Below are 16,784 nucleotides of genomic sequence, written 5' to 3'. Positions count from 1 at the left end.
GAGCAATATGCACCGCTTGCTCAACGTCTTCTCCGACTCAAATAAGGCCTCCACTCCTACCGAGGCCTTCCTCATGAACAACACCAGCAAAGCCAATCAGTGGTTGCGGCGCTTCGAACTGAACATCACCTCCAACTCCCGTCGGGTCTATGCCAACGGCCGTCAGCAGGTGGAAGTCACCGTTACGCTCGAGCCGCGCACCGGGCAAACCATTTCCCAACAAAGTCTCGACTCCCTGGAGCTGGTACAGATCGATGACGAGGGCTATCCACGAACCTTGGATCATCCCTACCTGTATGCCCATCAGCAGCGTGACGAGCGCTTCGTCTACCACCATGCCTCTGGCCACGCCCCCAGTGCCCTGATGGCATCATCGCCAACGACCTTGCGCCGACGCTTCTACGTGACCTCCAAGTGCCCGGGCGGCACCCTCAGTCAAATCTACGCCGCCATCCGAATGGATGAGGAGCATTACTTCGTCACCGATACCGGGCCGTTCCAATCCTCGGTGATCATCGAATCCATTGCACCGCCCCCAGCGCACCAAAGGCTTTTCCACCTCAAGGCCGAATCGCCGCTCAAATACAAACGTTCCACTTTGAATTACTGGGATGACGAGTTCGAAGAAACCATCAGTTACTTCGGCTTCTCCGATCCGAAAGATGTGATGGTCGAAAGCCAGGCATTGGCTACCCCTTCCGCCACCCCAGTTTATGAAGCAAACGGCTGGGATCATGTGCTTATTTCCTTCGAATTCACCAACGACTACAGCTATTACCGCAGCGTCACCGTCCATGGGACAGGCCAACCGTTCGTGTTGCGCTCCCCGGACTCGGGCCGGATCTATCGTGATCGCCCCAACCACATGCTGATTCACCAGCACGCCAGACGCTTCTATAACGCGCACTACAACGATGCCTACACGAAACCCAGTGTCTGGTCAGTGATGGACCAGCAAGGCAATGCCTACGAAGTCGAATTTCTGGTCGCCGAGGTCGGCAAGCACCTGTCTTTCACGGTGAATGAGCGCAACGCCTGACTTTACCCATCCGATGCCTGGACACCAGGCATCGCTCCCCTTGCCAAGCGGAAACGCCCCATGTCCTCTATTCACACACAGGCCGGCAATTTCCTGGATTTCCTGAAGACCGGCGTGGATAACCGCACCGGCCAGTTCACCCTGGCAATCACGCTGCCGCTTCCCCCCGCCAACCAACTCCGCGGCCCTGCGCTGTCAATTACCCTGGCATTCTCTGTGCTGGGCTCGAGTGTCAGCCGAGGATACGGACTCGGCTGGACCTTCGGGCTGTCCGACTTCGACCTGAAGTCCCTGCGTCTTGGCTCGGGCGAGCAGTACGCCATCGACCAGGACGCCTCCACATTCGCCGTCGATACCCCGTTGACATTCATCGACCAGAAACTCGAGACCCTACGGGTTACCCCGCAGGCAAATGGCGATTATCGGGTGGACAAGCAGTCCGGTGACTGCGAGATCCTGCGCGAACAGGACGACAGTGGCCGCTACCTGGTCGAGGAGATGCACGCCCCCGAAGGCCATCGCCTGTTCATCGACTGGCTGCCATACCACAACGGTCACTCCATCCTCGAGCGCATCCGCGATGAACAACGCGACCTGCTCCAGGTAGAGTCACTGGACGATGAAGTGCAACTGATCCTCCATCCACACACCCCTCACGCCGCCGTACTGCGCCTGGTCTTGAGCAATGATCGCCTGGTCGAGGTGCATTTTCCCGGTATCGATCCGCCCTTGCGCATCGAATACCTGCCCTTGGCGCTGGACGACGGCAGTAACCTGTTACTGCCCTGTGAAGTGCACAGCCCACTGGGCGCGGTAGACCTGGTCACATGGGCAACTGGCAGCGACGGCCATCACCTTCCGCCTGGAGCGCCGCTCCAATACCTGCCTTGCGTGAACTCGTGGGTCCACTGCAGCGGGCCGGCCGATGACAGTCTGATTCATGACTACCAGTGGATCGGCAAGCGCAACTTCCTTGGCTTCGGCAGTGCGCAAGCTTTCTCCTGGGAACACGGCCGGGACAATCTCTACCAGGTCGAGGCCGAATACCAATACCAGATGGTGGAAACCCTGAGCGATGCTCGCGGCAACGTGCTGGACACCATCACCCAGGTGTGGAACCGCTTTCATCTACCGATTCTGCAAAGTTCGAAACGTGGTGACTGTGAGGTGAGCACCTGCACGACCTATGGCATCGACCCAAGCAGGACCTGGGAAGCCCAAAGCAGCACCTGCCAGCTCCCCCATCAAGTCAGTACCATCTACACCCACCACGCCCACCCCGGCATGAGCCGTCGCGAAACGACCACCTATCACTACGACGAACACGGCAATATCACCCAGGTTCACTACCCCAGCGCAATCCACGAGGTCAGCCAGTACTACCCGGCCACAGGCGCACCAGGCTGCCCGGCGGACCCGCTGGGCAGGGTGCGCTTCCTGAAGCAGAAAACGCTCCATCCAGCCGACACCGGCAGCGCGGCACCGACGTTGAGCACCTCCTACACCTACCGGCACTTGCAATCGCTGATCCCCGGAGTCCCTGGGCCCATCGTCGTCGAATGCGAGCGCCTGGTCGATGCGCAGGACAACCGCCTACTGAAAGAGACGCGACACACCTACGCCGAACAACCTGGTATCGCCTACGGCCAAGTGGTGCGCAGCGTCACGACGCTCAATGGCAAATCCACTACCACAGAATATGAGTATCACTCGACCGCTGACGAGCGGGTGTGCCGGACCACTCTCATCGGCTTCGAAAACGACGCGCTCAATCGCACGAGCACCATCCGCGCCCAGTCGCTGCTAACGGGCCAGACCACCTGGGAACGCAGCGCGAGCGACGCACTGACCCACTACGAGTACGACCTGCTCGGTCGCATCGTCTGCACCCGCGACGCCAGCGCCAGCCCCTACCAAGTGGAGCGCCGGGTGAATTATCACTTGGGCGATGCACTGGCCAAGGCCATGAAAGGCAGCAGCACCCTGCCGCCGATGATGATCGAACAGGTAGACGTCAGCGGTCGCCGCCAACGCCTGTGGTTGGACGGTGATGGACGTACCCGGCGTATCGAACTGGAGGACCTGGACAACGAACCCGGGCGCTTTCGCGAGGTCATGCACAACGCGTTCGATGCCCTGGGTCGCCAGGTCAGCCAGACGACACTCGATTGGTTGGACCCCGACGCCGCCACACCGTTGTCACTGACCACCACCACCGCGTTCGACGACTGGGGCCAAGTGGCAATTACGCTAGGCCCCGACGGCGTCCACACCCATGAGCGCCACGATCCGATAACCCGGCGTAGCGAACGCTGGCAAGCCGCAGGGGCACTCTGCGGTCCTCGACAAGCGACACTGCACAATGCCGCCGGCAGCCCTGTCGAACAGCGCCTGTACGACGCCACAGGCCAGCTGGTACGCCAGCTGGAGCTGGTGCGCGACGGCCTGGACCGGGTCGTGGAGGAGCGTGTGCTGGTCGCTGGCGCCCCCACCCTCGTCACACAGTATCGCCACGACCAGCATTCGCGCGTCATCGAAAAACACCTGGCCGACGGCACCACGGTCGCTTGGCAATTCGCCGCGCACAGTGACGACCAGCATATCGAGGCGATCAGCATCACCCCCTCCGAGCAGGAGACGACAGCATGAGCACCGCATCCCTTGTACTCGGGCGGCAGACCTTCGATGGCCTGGGCCGCCAAACATCGGTCGAGGTGGCGGGCCGCATCACCCATTACCACTATCGACCAGGCCAACTCCCTCCCGTCGCCAACACCCTGGCAGACGGCAAACGCATAGACTTCACCTACGAACCCCAGCTAGACAATGCCTTGTTGTCCGCAGCGCCCGAAAACGGTAGCCCCGAATACCTGCACTACCACCCACAGCTCGCCCGCCCGATGAAAGCCAGCGGCGCCCTGGGGACCCTGCAATGGCAATTCACACCGTCCGGCGCAGCGCAGGCGGACACCTGGACAGAGGACGGCAACTCACATAGCAGCCAATGGCGTACCTCGCTGGGTGGCCGGTTGCTGGGCTTCACCGATAGCTCTGGCAGCGAGCACCAACGCATCTACGATGCCTGCGGCAGGCTCGAGCAGATCGTCGTCGACCGGGTCAGCACCCACTTTGCCTACGATGCGCTTTCGCGCCTGCAGCGTGAAACCACCCACGACCTGGACACCGCCCGTACCCTGGAGCAACAGCTGACCTATGACACCATGGGCCGCGAAGCCAGCCGCACGCTCACCCTCACTGGCGAAGGCGAGCCACGAGTCATAACCCAGACGCTGGAATACTCGGCACTTGACCAGGTCATCTTGCGAAGCTGGAACGACGGCCAGGAACAGCTGGAAGAACGCTTTGCCTACGACGTTCGCGGTCGCCTGGTGCAGGTCGTCACTACCACTGGAACAGGCCCTTGCGATCCGTTCGGCAATGTCATTGTCGAACAGCACTTCATCTTCAATGCCCTCGATGGCTATCGCCAGGTCACCTGCATCTTCGATGATGGCAGCCAGGACATTGCGACCTACTGCTATGCCGCAGACGATCCCTGCCAGGTCGTGGCGATCAATCACACCCACCCCAGTTGGCCGGCACGCATCGACCTGCGCTACGACAGCCATGGCCGGCTGGTCGCCGACAGTCTCGGACGCGTGCTCACCTGGGATGCCCAGGAGCGCTTGCAGCGGGTCGAATACCAAGGCCGGACTTGCGAGTACCGCTATACCCCCGATGGCCGCCTGCGCGACCGAATCATCGATGGCGTGCTCAATCGCAGTTTCTTCAGCGCCAACCAACTGACCCACGAACAGTCTGGCGACGAACGCCTGCACAGGGTCGGTGACGAAAATCGCCTTTACGCCCTGGGCAAGGTCACCGAAGGCATCCGCCAGAACACCTTGCTGGGTTGCGACGGCCAGGGCAGCGTGCGCCTGCAGGTCGGCGACAGGCTACAGTCGCTGCACTATGGTGCCCACGGCACCGAACAGGACAACGACCAGCAACAGCCCTTCGGCTATGCCGGCGAACGGCGCGAGCCGCTGACGGGTTGGTACATGGCCGCCGGGTACCGCCCCTACGATCCGTTGCTGATGGTCTTTCTCGCTCCCGACAGTGAAAGCCCATTCGGACGAGGCGGGATCAATGCCTATGCCTATTGCGCTGGTGATCCCGTCAACCGTATCGATCCGGACGGCCACAGCTGGCAGACCTGGCTCCTGGCCGGTGCCGGCATCGCCGTCGGCGCAATCGCCACCATCGCCAGCCTGGGCACGGCCAGCGCAGCCCTGTCGGTCGTCCTGGCGGGTAGCGCGATGACCGCCAGTGGCATGCTGGCGGTGACCACTGCGGCGTTGAACACCGTATCCCTGAGCACCGGTGTCGCGGCCATGGCACTGCAAGCAAAAGGCACACATGAGAATGCCGCCCATATCCTCGGCTGGATTTCGCTCGGCGCCGGCGCAGCCAGCCTGTTGAGCGCGGCCAAAAGCCTCGGCAGCGGATCACTGGCGCACGCCTCGAAAAGCGCTTCGCGGCTACCCGGCGCAACAGCGGTTGGTCCCATCAGCAAGCCGACGCATTGGGTCAAGCGCAGCGCAGTCCTTTATGCCAGGTCGGATGATGTCGAAGACGTCGTCTGGCACACTAACCTCTGGGGCAAGAACATCAGGGCATTCGAGACCCACGGCAGCCCGACGGGCCAGTTGATGAATGCACAGGGCCAGGCGGAGGATCCGGTACGCATCGCCCTGCGTGAGATAGCGCCTCGCCTGAGCGATCTTCCCGGCGACGTTCCCATCGTCCTGCTCGCCTGCCATGGCGGCAAGAGCGGTGCGGCACAGAAGATTGCCGATACCCTGCGACGACCAGTGTATGGCTATGACCAGTCGATCTTCGTCAAGCGTACCGCTTGGATGCAGCACCTGTGGGTCGATGACGCAGGCACATCGATCCCCACGCAGCAGGCCGCGAAACCGCATGCGCTGGGAACACTCGCCGCAGATCGCGAACTGGCGGCGGGACGGCTGTATTTCCCCCGCAAGTAGGCCAGCGCCTGGCTCAAGCTGGCAGGGCCTTGAGCCAGAAGGACATGATCTTCGTGGATTGCCCCTGCTCGTCCAGATCACGCCAGGCGTGAGTGGTGCGCAGTGACGGCTCCTGCAGGAAGCCTCGATTGCGCCAGAACCCCAGCAGCGGCTTGTAGTCCACTGGCCGTTGCGGGTGCCTGGCCGGGCGCTCGACGCTGCAGAACGCACAGGCATCGAACTCGACCAGCTTATGGGCATAGGCCTCGCGCTCGATGAAGAACCGTACGCCCAGGCCCTGGCCGCGATACGCCGGTAGCACTACAGAGCCGCCAAAATAGTAGACCGACGCCGGATCCCGCCCCTGGACAAGGAACGGTTGCTGGAAGTCGGGCATCGCGTCGACCAGCGGCAGGCTCGTTGCGGCCCCGACCACCTGACCGTCGTCCACTGCCAGCACCACCAGGCTGCGGCCCGAGTCGGCGTAGCGGCCAAGGTGGTCCGCTTCATGCTCCAGCGAACCGTCATAGAGATAGGGGAACTCGCGCAACGCCGTCAGGCGCAAGCGTGCGAGATCCTCGATGTAGGGCGCGATGGCCGCGCCATGCAGCAGGCGTATTTCCATGGAGGCGGTCGTCTGGTTGCAGTGGATGCGCGCCCGACCAAGCCGGGCCTGAGCACAAACCCTAACACCGGCATCGCAACCAGCCCTTGCCCCTGTGCGACAGGTATTTCTCCGTAACCGCAGTTGCAATGGCGGGCACCGGCTGCGCCACTGCCCTGCGATGGTGGTCTACTGAATACGCGTCCCCAGCACCTTGAGAAACGCCGCCAGCCACGCCGGATGCGCAGGCCAGGCTGGCGCCGTCACCAGGTTGCCGTCGACATGTGCCTGGTCCACCGCGATATCGATGAAAATGCCACCGGCCAGGCGCACTTCCGGCGCACAGGCCGGGTAGGCGCTGCACTCGCGCCCTTCCAGCACCCCGGCCGCCGCCAGCAACTGCGCGCCGTGGCACACCGCGGCAATCGGCTTGCCGGCATGGTCGAAGGCCCGGACCAGCTCCAGCACCTTGTCATTGAGCCGCAGGTACTCCGGCGCCCGGCCACCAGGGATCAGCAGCGCGTCGTAGCCTTCGGCGCGCACCTGGACGAAGTCGTAGTTCAAGGCGAAGTTGTGCCCGGGTTTCTCGCTGTAGGTCTGCTCGCCCTCGAAATCGTGGATCGCCGTACGCACCGTCTGCCCGGCGATCTTCTCCGGGCACACGGCATGGACGGTATGGCCGACCATGGCCAGGGCCTGGAACGGCACCATCACCTCGTAGTCCTCCACGTAGTCGCCCACCAGCATGAGAATCTTCTTCGCCGTCATCGCATCCACTCCATCGGTTGTCTGGGAACAATCCCAGCACGATAGTCTGCTTTGCGTGACGGCGATATACGTCGCTAGTCGCGGCGGTCGAGCAGATTGGCCACCAGCCGGTCCAGCCACCCCCACAGGCGTTGCTGTACCCGGCGCCACAGCGGCCTGGCGTGCCAGCGCGCCAGGTCGACTTCCAGGCTCTGGGCGAAGTCGCGCTCGAAGCTGGCCGCCACCGCAGCGGTCAGCGGTGGATCGAGGGCCTCGATGTTGGCCTCGAGGTTGAAGCGCAGGTTCCAGTGGTCGAAGTTGCACGAACCGACGCTGACCCAGTCGTCCACCAGCACCATCTTCAAGTGCAGGAAACACGGCTGGTACTCGAAGATCCGCACCCCGGCGCGCAACAGCCTGGGGTAATAGCGATGCCCGGCATAGCGCACCGCCGGGTGATCGGTACGCGGACCGGTGAGCAGCAGGCGCACGTCGATGCCCTTCTGCGCGGCCCGGCGTAGCGAACGACGCACGCTGAAGGTGGGTAGAAAGTATGGCGTGGCCAGCCAGATGCGTCGCTGGCCACTGTTCAACGCGCGCACCAGCGCATGCAGGATATCCTTGTGCTGGCGGGCGTCGGCATAGGCCACCCGGCCCATGCCCTGGCCCTGGGCCGGGACCTGGGGCAGGCGCGGCAAGCCGAAGCCCTCCGGCGGGCGCCAGGCAGTACGACGCTGGTTGGCGTGCCACTGGCGGTCGAACAGCAGCTGCCAGTCGGTGACGATCGGCCCCTGCATGCGCACCATCACCTCGTGCCACTCACTGGTGTCCTGGTCGGGCGTCCAGAACTCATCGGTGACACCGGTGCCACCGACCACCGCCCAGCGTTCGTCCACCAGCAGCAGCTTGCGGTGATCGCGGTACAGGTTGCGAAAACCTCGACGCCAGCGCAGGCGGTTGTACCAGCGCAGGTACACACCGGCCGCCAGCAATCGCTCGCGCAGCACCGTGGGAAACGCCAGCGAGCCATAGTCATCGAACAGGCAGCGCACCCGCACGCCACGCCGGGCCGCCTGCTCCAGGGCCTCGACCACCGCCTCGGCGCAGGCGCCGCCTTCGACCAGGTACAGCTCCAGGTCGACCTGGAACTCGGCGCGCACGATCGCCAGGAGCATGCGCGGGAAAAATTCGGGGCCGTCGATCAGCAGTTCGAACTGGTTGCCATCCCGCCAGGGGAAGACCGGCCCCGGCATGTCAGCGAGCGGTGAAGATCAGTACCGCGCTCACCGGCACCGACGGGTTGATCGACTTGAGCCCGGCCAGCTTGCGCAGGTTTTCCAGGCCCGGCAGTAAGCCGAAGTCCGCAGCGCGCAGGATCAGCGGCTCCAGGGTCACCACCTGGAAGCGCCGCTCATCCAGGCGCGTGGCCAGCAGCAAGGTGTTGTAGCTGCGGGTCTGGCCATGCAGGGTCACGCTCACCGGCAGGCGCAGTTCCAGCTGGGCACCGTCGGCCAGGTCGTTGATCGGGCGCAGGTCGATCTGGGCCTGCACCTTGGCCTCGGGGAACTGCTCGAAGGCGAACAGGTTGTCGCGCATGCGCTCGTCACGCAGCGGGATGCCGCTGCTGATCGAGTCCATCTCGATGCTGACCTCGGCCGCGCCCTTGCGGTCGACCTTGCCGTGCAGCACGAGAAAACGGCTGACCTCGGCGATATTGCCGTTCTTGCCGGTAACGAACGACAGCCGCGAAGATTCGCCGTCCAGGTGCCAGTTGGCCTGGGCGGGCAGGCCCACAGCCATGAACAGTGGAAGCAGCAGGGTCGGCAACAGCCGGGACGGCTTGAACATGTGAAATCCTGTAAATCGAAGCCGTCAACCTTACCCCCACGGTTTCATGGCAGCAAGCGGCAGCCCTCCCGCGCGCCTTGCCAGGCAGCCTGGTTGCGCCGGCCAAGGCCCGCGGCGGTGACCAGGCGCCGGTCGCTGTCCTCCTCCAGCAGCCCAAGGGGCAGGTACTGCTTTACATAGCCCCGGCAGTAGGCTGCGTCGAAGCCCATGACGAATCGGCACGAGCAGTACTCCTTGGCCGAATACGCCGAGAGGATGCCAGGAAAATCCGCCAGTGCCTGACGCTCATGCCAGGCCCAGGCCAGCAACGCCAGCAACGGCAACAGCAGCAACCGCCTCATGCGCCCTCCCCGGCCACGGTGGTCAGCACGCGCTTGAGCAGTTCGTTGTGGCTGAAGCTGGCGTCGCGATCATCGGCGTAGCGCACGATCACCAGTTTCTGCGCCGGCAACACGTACAACGCCTGGCCCCAGTGGCCGAGGGCAGCGAATGCATCGGCTGGCGCGTCCGGCCAGGGCCGCGGCTGGCCGGGCAAGGGCTGGTTCAGCCACCAATGGCCACCGGGGTTGGCCTCGCCAGGGACAGGCTCGGCAGCCGCGAACAAGGTACGGTTGAACGCCACCCAGTCCGCCGACAGCAGTTGCCGATCGCCCCAGCGCCCATCGCGCTGCATCAGCAGGCCGATGCGTGCCAGGTCTCGGGCACTCAGGTACAGGTACGAGGAACCGACATAGGTGCCCGCGCCGTCGCGCTCCCAGACCGCGCTGTCGATGCCCAGCGGCGTGAACAGCGCCTGCCAGGGGTAGTCGCTGTAGTCCTGCGCATCGAGCATGCCACGCAAGGTCGCGGCCAGCAGGTTGCTGTCACCGCTGGAATAGACAAAGCGCTGGCCAGGCGGGCTGTCGGCCGGCCTCGCCGCGGTGAAGGCCGCCATGTCAGCGCGGCCCCGGGTGTAGAGCATGGCCACCACCGAGGACTTCAACGGCGCATATTCGTAGTCCTCCTGCCAGGCCAGGCCGCTGGCCCAGTGCAGCAGGTCGGCCAGGCGCAGGTTGGGATGCCGCTGCAAGGCCGGGTAATAGCGCACGGCGCGATCGTCCAGCCTGAAACGCCCCTGGCCATGGGCCACGCCCAGGAGCGTGGCCAGCACGCTCTTGCTCACCGACCAGGTCAAGTGCGGGGTGTCGGCGTGGGTGGGCGCGGCATAGCGTTCATGGAGGATGCGGCCATCGCCGATGACCAGCAAGGCATCGGTGCGAATGCCGCCGCGCTCGACATCGCGCGACGGGAAGGCATAAGCGTCGACAGCCCGCCAGTCGAGATCGCGGTGGTCGATTGGCCATTGCGCGGTGGGCCAGTCTTCGGCCCAGGCCGGCGTGACGAGCATGATCAGGGCAAACCAGAATGCCTTCATGGGACACATCTGCCTGGGGCTGCCTGGCAGCCGGGATTCAAAGATTCCCCGAGCCTCTCATGCCTTCATGACAATCCAGCGGCGGCCCAGGCCTTGGCCAGGCGCTGGTCGCGGGCGGCGGTGGCCAGGGCCAGCACGCCCTGGTCGCGTTGCCACAACTGCGCCCACTGCCAGGGGCCGTTGGCCAGGGCCTGGTCGATTTCGCCGCGCAGCCCCTGGAACTGGGCAAACAAGCCACCCAGCAGCAAGTGGCAGGCAACGCTGTCGGCGCATTGCCGGCTGCCCTCGGCACAGCCGGCCAGCAGCGCCACCAGGCGCAAGCGCAAGTCCTGCGGCCAGCCACATTCCTGGGCGACACCCTGCAGCCAGGCGACCAGCGCGGCGAGGACATACAGGTCTTCGAGGGAGCGGAACGGCTTGACGTAGGCATCCCAGCCATCGCCGGCAAGCAGTTCGCAAGCGGCGCCCTGCAACAGCAGGCGACCGTGCCCCACCTCGGGCATCAACGGCAAAGTCGGCAAGGCTTCCAGGGTCACCCCGGGCTCGCCTGGGTAGACCACCGCCAGTTGCAGCCGGGGCGACTCGCCCGGCCCTTCGTGGCGCGCCGCCACCAGCAACCACTCGGCCTCCAGGCCTGCGGTGACGAAATCCTTGCTGCCGGTCAGGCGCAACCCGTCGAGGCGGGTGTGCATGTCCGCCGGGCGCACGCTGCGCCGTTCGGTCGCGCACAAGGCGCCAAGACTGGCCGGCGCGCTGGGCCAAAGCACCCGCAGCGCCGCCTGGTAGCCGAGCAGAAAGGCCAGGCCGGGGGTAGCCATGGCCCGACCACCGAGCACCGCCAGCTCGAACGGGGCCACCGCGCCCAGGTGCGCCAGCAGCGCCGCGTAGGTTTCACCGAGGGTCGCCGCCAGCGGCACCCGCAGCGGGTCGTTGAGTCGTTGCAACCAGGCCATCGCAAGCTCCTTTTGATAGGGGTGTCACGCAAGCATCACCAAAGATTCACGGGGGTGACACCACGCGTACCTAGGCTGACTTTGCACAACAAAGCCGACCGGCCGCAACCCTTTGGCTGGCTTATGGAGACTCGCAATGACTCGGATCGCTCGCTCTGGCGACAACAGCCCTGAACGCCGTCTGCAAGCCGAACGCCTGGTCGGCGCCGCGGCCCTGCAGGAAGCACAGGCCCTGCGCTTCAAGGTGTTCAGCGCTGAATTCAAGGCCAAGCTCAAGGGCGCCGAACACGGCCTGGACATGGACGACTACGACATCCACTGCCGCCACATCGGCGTGCGCGACCTGGCCACCGGCCAGTTGGTCGCCACCACCCGCCTGCTCGACCACCAGGCCGCCAGCAGCCTGGGGCGCTTCTACAGCGAAGAAGAGTTCGCCCTGCACGGCCTGCTGCAACTGCAAGGGCCGATCCTCGAACTGGGCCGCACCTGCGTCGATCCGGACTACCGCAACGGCGGCACCATCGCCGTGCTCTGGGGCGAACTAGCCGAGGTGCTCAACGAAGGCCGCTACAGCTACCTGATGGGCTGCGCCAGCATCCCCATGCAAGATGGCGGCGTGCAAGCCCACGCGGTCATGCAACGCCTGCGCGAACGCTACCTGTGCACCGAGCACCTGCGCGCAGAGCCGAAGAACCCGCTGCCAAGCCTGGCCCTGCCGAACAATGTCATCGCCGAGATGCCGCCGCTGCTCAAGGCCTACATGCGCCTGGGTGCGAAGATTTGCGGCGAACCATGCTGGGACCAGGACTTCCAGGTCGCCGACGTGTTCATCCTGCTCAAGCGCGACGACCTTTGCCCACGCTACGCCCGTCACTTCAAGGCGGCGGTCTGATGCCGGGACTGCGGGCGAGCGCCCGCCTGCTGCGGTTGTGCCTGGTGCTGGGGCTGGGGCTGGCCATGGCCAGTGTCATCGCCCTGGGCGAGCGCCTGGGCTGGAATGCCTCGCTCGAACGCCGCCAGCGCTGGACACGGAGGTTCATGGGGCGCCTGGTCGCCGCCCTGCCTTTCGACATCCAGATCCAGGGCGATCTGCCACGACAGCCAATGCTATGGGTCTGCAACCATGTGTCCTGGACCGACATTCCCCTGTTGGGCATGCTCACCCCGCTATCGTTCCTGTCCAAGGCCGAGGTGCGCCAATGGCCGGTGGCTGGCTGGTTGGCCGAAAAGGCCGGCACCCTGTTCATCCGCCGTGGCGGTGGCGACGCCCAGCGCCTGCGCGAGCAGATCAGCGGCCAGTTGCGCGAACAACGGCCGCTGTTGATCTTCCCTGAAGGCACCACCACCGATGGCCGGACCTTACGCACCTTCCATGGCCGCCTGTTGGCCGGGGCCATCGACCGCGGCACGCCCCTGCAACCGGTGGCGATCCAGTACCTGCGCGATGGCCAACCGGACCCGCTGGCGCCGTTCATTGGCGAGGATGACCTGGTGTCACACCTGCTGCGGTTGTTTGGCCAGGCCCGCGGCGAAGTCGTCATCCACCTGCTGCAACCCATCGCAAGCGAGGGCAAGGAGCGCGCAGCGCTGGCATTTCAGGCACAGCAGGCGATCCAGCATGCCTTGTTCGGACACGAGGACATCGAGCCGCGTCGATTGGTGAAGGCGGCTTGAGGCAGAAGAGCGCGCCTGGGCCGTGACAGGCGCTTGCTGGCCGCAGGGCTCGCCGTCAGAGCCCCCAGCCTCTAGTCCTTCCGCCCCGCGGCGGCGAACGCCTGCAACTGCGGATAGAACTCGCGAAAATCCCCCAGCAACGGCTCATACAGGCGTTCCAGCTCCGGCATCACGCCAGCCATGCCCTCAGGGCGCGACAAGCGCCGGGCAATCCCGCCGAACACTTGCTCCAACGTGGCGAAATCCCCATAGGCCCCTAGCCAGTCATCCTCGGCCATGAAGGGAGCGATGCGCGCCAGCCGTCCTGGCAACACCGGCTCGGCCAGCAGCACCTTGTAGAAAGCGTCGGTGAACTGCGCCAACGGCTGCTGCGCATAGTCGCTCCAGTGTCGCGCCAGACAATGGTCGAAGAACACATCCAGGACGATGCCGGCAAAACGCCGCCGTTCCCGCGGAAAACGCGCCAGCGCCGCCAGCACCACGGGATGGCTGTCGGTGTAGCTGTCGATATGCCGATGCAAGCGGATCGCGGCTTCCAGCATGGGCGGGAAGCGCCCCTCGAGCGTGCCCTTGACGAAATCGCCATACAGGCTGCCGAGCAATTGCTGGGGCGCGGGGCCGCCCAGGTGCAAGTGTGCGAGGTAGTTCATGGCGCCAGTCTAGCACCGTGCCCTGCTTCGCCGGCACGCGCCGATATAGCGTTTGATGCTCGGCTAAGGCCACTTTGGTCTTTGTATATCGTCAAGCATCGATATATATTTCGCCCCATCGCGATATACCGCTACACAGCACGAGCCCACCCATGCCACTCGATCTCGACGACATCATCAAAGCCCTGTCGCACCCGGTACGGCGCGACATCCTCAGTTGGCTGAAGGACCCAGCAGCGCAGTTTCCCGACCAGCAACACAGCACCGAGCACGGTGTCTGCGCCGGACAGATCGACCAACGCTGCGGCCTGTCGCAGTCGACCGTTTCCGCGCACCTGGCGACCCTGCAACGCGCCGGCCTGATCAGCAGCCAGAAGATCGGCCAGTGGCACTTTTTCAAACGCAACGAGCAGACCATCCAGGCCTTCCTCGCGCAGCTGAGCCAAGCGCTCTGACAAGGACCTTGCAATGCCCCTTTCGCTTCTGATCCTGGCGCTCAGCGCCTTCGCCATCGGCACCACCGAATTCGTCATCATGGGCCTGCTGCCCGATGTCGCCGGCGACCTCGGCGTAACCATCCCGGGCGCCGGCTGGCTGGTGACCGGCTATGCCCTGGGCGTGGCCATCGGCGCGCCGTTCATGGCCCTGGCCACCGCGCGCCTGCCACGCAAGGCCGCGCTGGTGGCGCTGATGGGCGTGTTCATCGTCGGCAACCTGCTGTGCGCGGTGGCCGCCGACTACAACCTGCTGATGTTCGCCCGGGTGGTCACCGCGCTGTGCCACGGCGCGTTCTTCGGCATCGGCTCGGTGGTGGCCGCCAGCCTGGTGCCCGCCAACCGCCGCGCCTCGGCGGTGGCGCTGATGTTCACCGGCCTGACCCTGGCCAATGTGCTCGGTGTGCCCCTGGGCACCGCCCTGGGCCAGGTCGCCGGCTGGCGCTCGACCTTCTGGGCGGTGACCGCCATCGGCGTGGTCGCGCTGCTCGGCCTGATCCGCTACCTGCCGCGCCAGCGCGAGGAGCAAAGCGTCGACATGCGCGCCGAGCTGGCCGCGCTCAAAGGCATCGGTATCTGGCTGTCGCTGAGCATGACCGTGCTATTCGCCGCCTCGATGTTCGCCCTGTTCACCTATGTCGCGCCGTTGCTGGGCGACGTCACCGGCGTTTCGCCCCGTGGCGTGACCTGGACCCTGCTGCTGATCGGCCTGGGCCTGACCCTGGGCAACATCCTCGGCGGCAAGCTCGCCGATCGCCGCCTGGGCGCCACCTTGATGGGCGTGTTCGCCGCCATGGCCGTGGTGTCCACCGCCCTGAGCTGGACCAGCGTCGCCCTGGTGCCGGCGGAAATCACCCTGTTCCTCTGGGCCACTGCCGCCTTCGCCGCCGTGCCGGCCTTGCAGGTGAACGTGGTGACCTATGGCAAGGCTGCACCGAACCTGGTCTCCACCCTCAACATCGGCGCCTTCAACCTGGGCAACGCCCTGGGCGCCTGGGTCGGCGGCAGCGTCATCGCCCACGGCTTCGGCCTGACCCGCGTGCCCCTGGCCGCCGCGGCACTGGCGGTGCTGGCGCTGATCGTCACCCTGATCACCTTCAGCCAGCGCGGTGGCGACACCGAGCTGGCCACGGCCTCCCATTGATTTTCGCGAGATCCTGCCCATGACTACGCTGTTCGACCCGATCACGCTGGGCGACCTGCAACTGCCCAATCGCATCATCATGGCCCCATTGACCCGCTGCCGCGCCGATGAAGGCCGCGTGCCCAATGCGTTGATGGCCGAGTACTACGTGCAACGCGCCAGCGCCGGGCTGATTCTCAGCGAGGCGACCTCGGTGACACCGATGGGGGTTGGCTACCCCGACACCCCAGGCATCTGGAACGACCAGCAGGTCCGTGGCTGGCTCAACGTGACCAAGGCCATTCATGCCGGTGGTGGGCGCATCTTCCTGCAACTGTGGCACGTCGGGCGGATTTCCCACCCGTCCTACCTCAACGGCGAAGCGCCGGTGGCGCCCAGCGCCATCCAGGCCAAGGGCCATGTCAGCCTGGTGCGCCCGCAGAGCGACTACCCGACACCACGGGCCCTGGAGACCGAGGAAATCACCGATATCGTCGAGGCCTACCGCAGCGGCGCCGAGAACGCCAAGGCCGCCGGCTTCGACGGCGTGGAAATCCATGGTGCCAACGGCTACCTGCTCGACCAGTTCCTGCAGAGCAGCACCAACCAGCGCAACGACCGCTACGGCGGTTCGCTGGAAAACCGCGCCCGCCTGCTGCTGGAAGTTACCGATGCGGCCATCGAGGTGTGGGGCCCTGGCCGCGTGGGCGTGCACCTGGCGCCTCGGGCCGACGCCCACGACATGGGCGACGCCGACCGTGCCGAAACCTTCAGCTACGTGGCCCGGGAACTGGGCAAGCGCGGCATCGCTTTCATCTGTTCGCGGGAGAAGGAAGCCGACGACAGCATCGGCCCGTTGATCAAGGCGGCATTCGGCGGCCCGTACATCGTCAACGAACGCTTCGACAAGGCCAGCGCCACTGCCGCCCTGGCCAGCGGCCGGGCCGATGCCGTGGCCTTCGGCATCCCGTTCATCGCCAACCCCGACCTGCCAGCACGCCTGGCCGCCGACGCGCCGCTCAACCCGCCACGCCCGGACACGTTCTATGCCAAGGGACCGGTGGGTTACATCGATTATCCGCGGATGTGATTGGAATGATCGCGGGTGTTGGGCATTTCTCAAGCCCTGTGGGAGCGGGCTTGTCGGACCGCCGCACCGCCGCGAAGCAAGCGGCGCGGTGCCTGGCACCGGCTGTGCCGGTGTTCGC

Annotated in this window: 16 protein-coding genes; 8 read left to right on the top strand and 8 right to left on the bottom strand. The window is 65.2% G+C overall.

Annotated features, from left to right (window positions below; translation table 11 throughout):
• Window positions 1-73: 73 nt before the first annotated feature.
• Genes HU772_RS04970 through HU772_RS04960 form a run of 3 tightly spaced genes read left to right on the top strand, consistent with a single transcriptional unit; the run spans window position 74 to window position 6,090 of the window.
• Complete coding sequence (locus tag HU772_RS04970; RefSeq protein WP_186659351.1) at window positions 74-1,039, top strand: hypothetical protein; 966 nt, start codon at window positions 74-76, stop codon at window positions 1,037-1,039.
• Window positions 1,040-1,099: 60 nt separating this feature from the next.
• The gene (locus HU772_RS04965) at window positions 1,100-3,688 is read left to right on the top strand and encodes an RHS repeat domain-containing protein (protein WP_186659353.1); all 2,589 of its coding nucleotides are present in this window, start codon (window positions 1,100-1,102) and stop codon (window positions 3,686-3,688) included.
• Complete coding sequence (locus HU772_RS04960) at window positions 3,685-6,090, top strand: RHS repeat-associated core domain-containing protein (RefSeq protein WP_186659355.1); 2,406 nt, start codon at window positions 3,685-3,687, stop codon at window positions 6,088-6,090. Before HU772_RS04965 ends, HU772_RS04960 begins: the two co-directional genes overlap by 4 nt.
• Before the next feature lie 13 nt (window positions 6,091-6,103).
• On the opposite strand, the gene HU772_RS04955 is transcribed toward HU772_RS04960, so the two are convergent.
• From HU772_RS04955 to HU772_RS04925, 7 genes are all read right to left on the bottom strand, one after another.
• Entirely contained in the window at window positions 6,104-6,694 is a 591-nt protein-coding gene (locus HU772_RS04955) for a GNAT family N-acetyltransferase (protein WP_186659357.1), read from the bottom strand.
• A 168-nt stretch (window positions 6,695-6,862) separates the two neighbouring features.
• On the bottom strand, window positions 6,863-7,441 hold the full coding sequence (locus tag HU772_RS04950) for a DJ-1/PfpI family protein (protein WP_186659359.1): 579 nt from the start codon (window positions 7,439-7,441) through the stop codon (window positions 6,863-6,865).
• 74 nt (window positions 7,442-7,515) lie between these two features.
• Window positions 7,516-8,673 carry a phospholipase D-like domain-containing protein gene (locus HU772_RS04945; protein WP_186659361.1) on the bottom strand — a complete coding sequence of 386 codons (1,158 nt, stop codon included), beginning with the start codon at window positions 8,671-8,673 and terminating at the stop codon, window positions 7,516-7,518.
• A 1-nt stretch (window position 8,674) separates the two neighbouring features.
• The gene (locus tag HU772_RS04940) at window positions 8,675-9,268 is read right to left on the bottom strand and encodes a YceI family protein (protein WP_186659363.1); all 594 of its coding nucleotides are present in this window, start codon (window positions 9,266-9,268) and stop codon (window positions 8,675-8,677) included.
• A 44-nt stretch (window positions 9,269-9,312) separates the two neighbouring features.
• Entirely contained in the window at window positions 9,313-9,609 is a 297-nt protein-coding gene (locus tag HU772_RS04935; RefSeq protein ID WP_186659365.1) for an amidase, read from the bottom strand.
• Window positions 9,606-10,682: a serine hydrolase domain-containing protein gene (locus HU772_RS04930; protein ID WP_186659367.1), complete on the bottom strand. Its 1,077-nt coding sequence runs from the start codon at window positions 10,680-10,682 to the stop codon at window positions 9,606-9,608. Before HU772_RS04930 ends, HU772_RS04935 begins: the two co-directional genes overlap by 4 nt.
• Before the next feature lie 65 nt (window positions 10,683-10,747).
• Window positions 10,748-11,635, bottom strand: coding sequence for an acyl-CoA dehydrogenase middle domain-containing protein (locus HU772_RS04925; protein ID WP_186659369.1), 888 nt, complete (start codon window positions 11,633-11,635; stop codon window positions 10,748-10,750).
• 136 nt (window positions 11,636-11,771) lie between these two features.
• Here HU772_RS04925 and olsB point away from each other — a divergent pair, with 136 nt between their 5' ends.
• Both olsB and HU772_RS04915 read left to right on the top strand, forming a co-directional pair.
• Window positions 11,772-12,527: an L-ornithine N(alpha)-acyltransferase gene (olsB, locus tag HU772_RS04920; RefSeq protein WP_186659371.1), complete on the top strand. Its 756-nt coding sequence runs from the start codon at window positions 11,772-11,774 to the stop codon at window positions 12,525-12,527.
• Window positions 12,527-13,309, top strand: a complete 783-nt coding sequence (locus HU772_RS04915; RefSeq protein WP_186659373.1) for a lysophospholipid acyltransferase family protein — start codon at window positions 12,527-12,529, stop codon at window positions 13,307-13,309. Before olsB ends, HU772_RS04915 begins: the two co-directional genes overlap by 1 nt.
• A 71-nt stretch (window positions 13,310-13,380) precedes the next feature.
• Here HU772_RS04915 and HU772_RS04910 read toward each other — a convergent pair whose 3' ends face one another.
• Window positions 13,381-13,959 (bottom strand): acyl carrier protein phosphodiesterase, encoded by a 579-nt coding sequence (locus HU772_RS04910; protein WP_186659375.1) that lies wholly within the window; start codon window positions 13,957-13,959, stop codon window positions 13,381-13,383.
• A gap of 152 nt (window positions 13,960-14,111) precedes the next feature.
• Between HU772_RS04910 and HU772_RS04905 the strand changes: the two genes are divergently transcribed.
• Genes HU772_RS04905 through HU772_RS04895 form a run of 3 tightly spaced genes read left to right on the top strand, consistent with a single transcriptional unit; the run spans window position 14,112 to window position 16,666 of the window.
• The gene (locus HU772_RS04905; protein ID WP_186659377.1) at window positions 14,112-14,414 is read left to right on the top strand and encodes an ArsR/SmtB family transcription factor; all 303 of its coding nucleotides are present in this window, start codon (window positions 14,112-14,114) and stop codon (window positions 14,412-14,414) included.
• Between the two features lie 13 nt (window positions 14,415-14,427).
• Window positions 14,428-15,597 (top strand): MFS transporter, encoded by a 1,170-nt coding sequence (locus HU772_RS04900; protein WP_186659379.1) that lies wholly within the window; start codon window positions 14,428-14,430, stop codon window positions 15,595-15,597.
• A gap of 19 nt (window positions 15,598-15,616) precedes the next feature.
• Window positions 15,617-16,666 (top strand): alkene reductase, encoded by a 1,050-nt coding sequence (locus HU772_RS04895; RefSeq protein WP_186659380.1) that lies wholly within the window; start codon window positions 15,617-15,619, stop codon window positions 16,664-16,666.
• The last annotated feature ends 118 nt before the right edge of the window (window positions 16,667-16,784 follow it).

The organism is Pseudomonas xantholysinigenes (assembly GCF_014268885.2).
GTDB lineage: Bacteria > Pseudomonadota > Gammaproteobacteria > Pseudomonadales > Pseudomonadaceae > Aquipseudomonas > Aquipseudomonas xantholysinigenes.
The sequence above is the reverse complement of the archived record's forward strand: the minus strand, read 5'-3'. Positions and strand labels throughout refer to the sequence as shown.

Excerpts from the sequence above, each read along its gene's own strand:
- HU772_RS04970 (WP_186659351.1), top strand. The coding sequence starts at position 74 with ATGAACAACACCAGCAAAGCCAATCAGTGGTTGCGGCGCTTCGAACTG.
- HU772_RS04965 (WP_186659353.1), top strand. The coding sequence starts at position 1,100 with ATGTCCTCTATTCACACACAGGCCGGCAATTTCCTGGATTTCCTGAAG.
- HU772_RS04960 (WP_186659355.1), top strand. The coding sequence starts at position 3,685 with ATGAGCACCGCATCCCTTGTACTCGGGCGGCAGACCTTCGATGGCCTG.
- HU772_RS04955 (WP_186659357.1), bottom strand. The coding sequence starts at position 6,694 with ATGGAAATACGCCTGCTGCATGGCGCGGCCATCGCGCCCTACATCGAG.
- HU772_RS04950 (WP_186659359.1), bottom strand. The coding sequence starts at position 7,441 with ATGACGGCGAAGAAGATTCTCATGCTGGTGGGCGACTACGTGGAGGAC.
- HU772_RS04945 (WP_186659361.1), bottom strand. The coding sequence starts at position 8,673 with ATGCCGGGGCCGGTCTTCCCCTGGCGGGATGGCAACCAGTTCGAACTG.
- HU772_RS04940 (WP_186659363.1), bottom strand. The coding sequence starts at position 9,268 with ATGTTCAAGCCGTCCCGGCTGTTGCCGACCCTGCTGCTTCCACTGTTC.
- HU772_RS04935 (WP_186659365.1), bottom strand. The coding sequence starts at position 9,609 with ATGAGGCGGTTGCTGCTGTTGCCGTTGCTGGCGTTGCTGGCCTGGGCC.
- HU772_RS04930 (WP_186659367.1), bottom strand. The coding sequence starts at position 10,682 with ATGAAGGCATTCTGGTTTGCCCTGATCATGCTCGTCACGCCGGCCTGG.
- HU772_RS04925 (WP_186659369.1), bottom strand. The coding sequence starts at position 11,635 with ATGGCCTGGTTGCAACGACTCAACGACCCGCTGCGGGTGCCGCTGGCG.
- olsB (WP_186659371.1), top strand. The coding sequence starts at position 11,772 with ATGACTCGGATCGCTCGCTCTGGCGACAACAGCCCTGAACGCCGTCTG.
- HU772_RS04915 (WP_186659373.1), top strand. The coding sequence starts at position 12,527 with ATGCCGGGACTGCGGGCGAGCGCCCGCCTGCTGCGGTTGTGCCTGGTG.
- HU772_RS04910 (WP_186659375.1), bottom strand. The coding sequence starts at position 13,959 with ATGAACTACCTCGCACACTTGCACCTGGGCGGCCCCGCGCCCCAGCAA.
- HU772_RS04905 (WP_186659377.1), top strand. The coding sequence starts at position 14,112 with ATGCCACTCGATCTCGACGACATCATCAAAGCCCTGTCGCACCCGGTA.
- HU772_RS04900 (WP_186659379.1), top strand. The coding sequence starts at position 14,428 with ATGCCCCTTTCGCTTCTGATCCTGGCGCTCAGCGCCTTCGCCATCGGC.
- HU772_RS04895 (WP_186659380.1), top strand. The coding sequence starts at position 15,617 with ATGACTACGCTGTTCGACCCGATCACGCTGGGCGACCTGCAACTGCCC.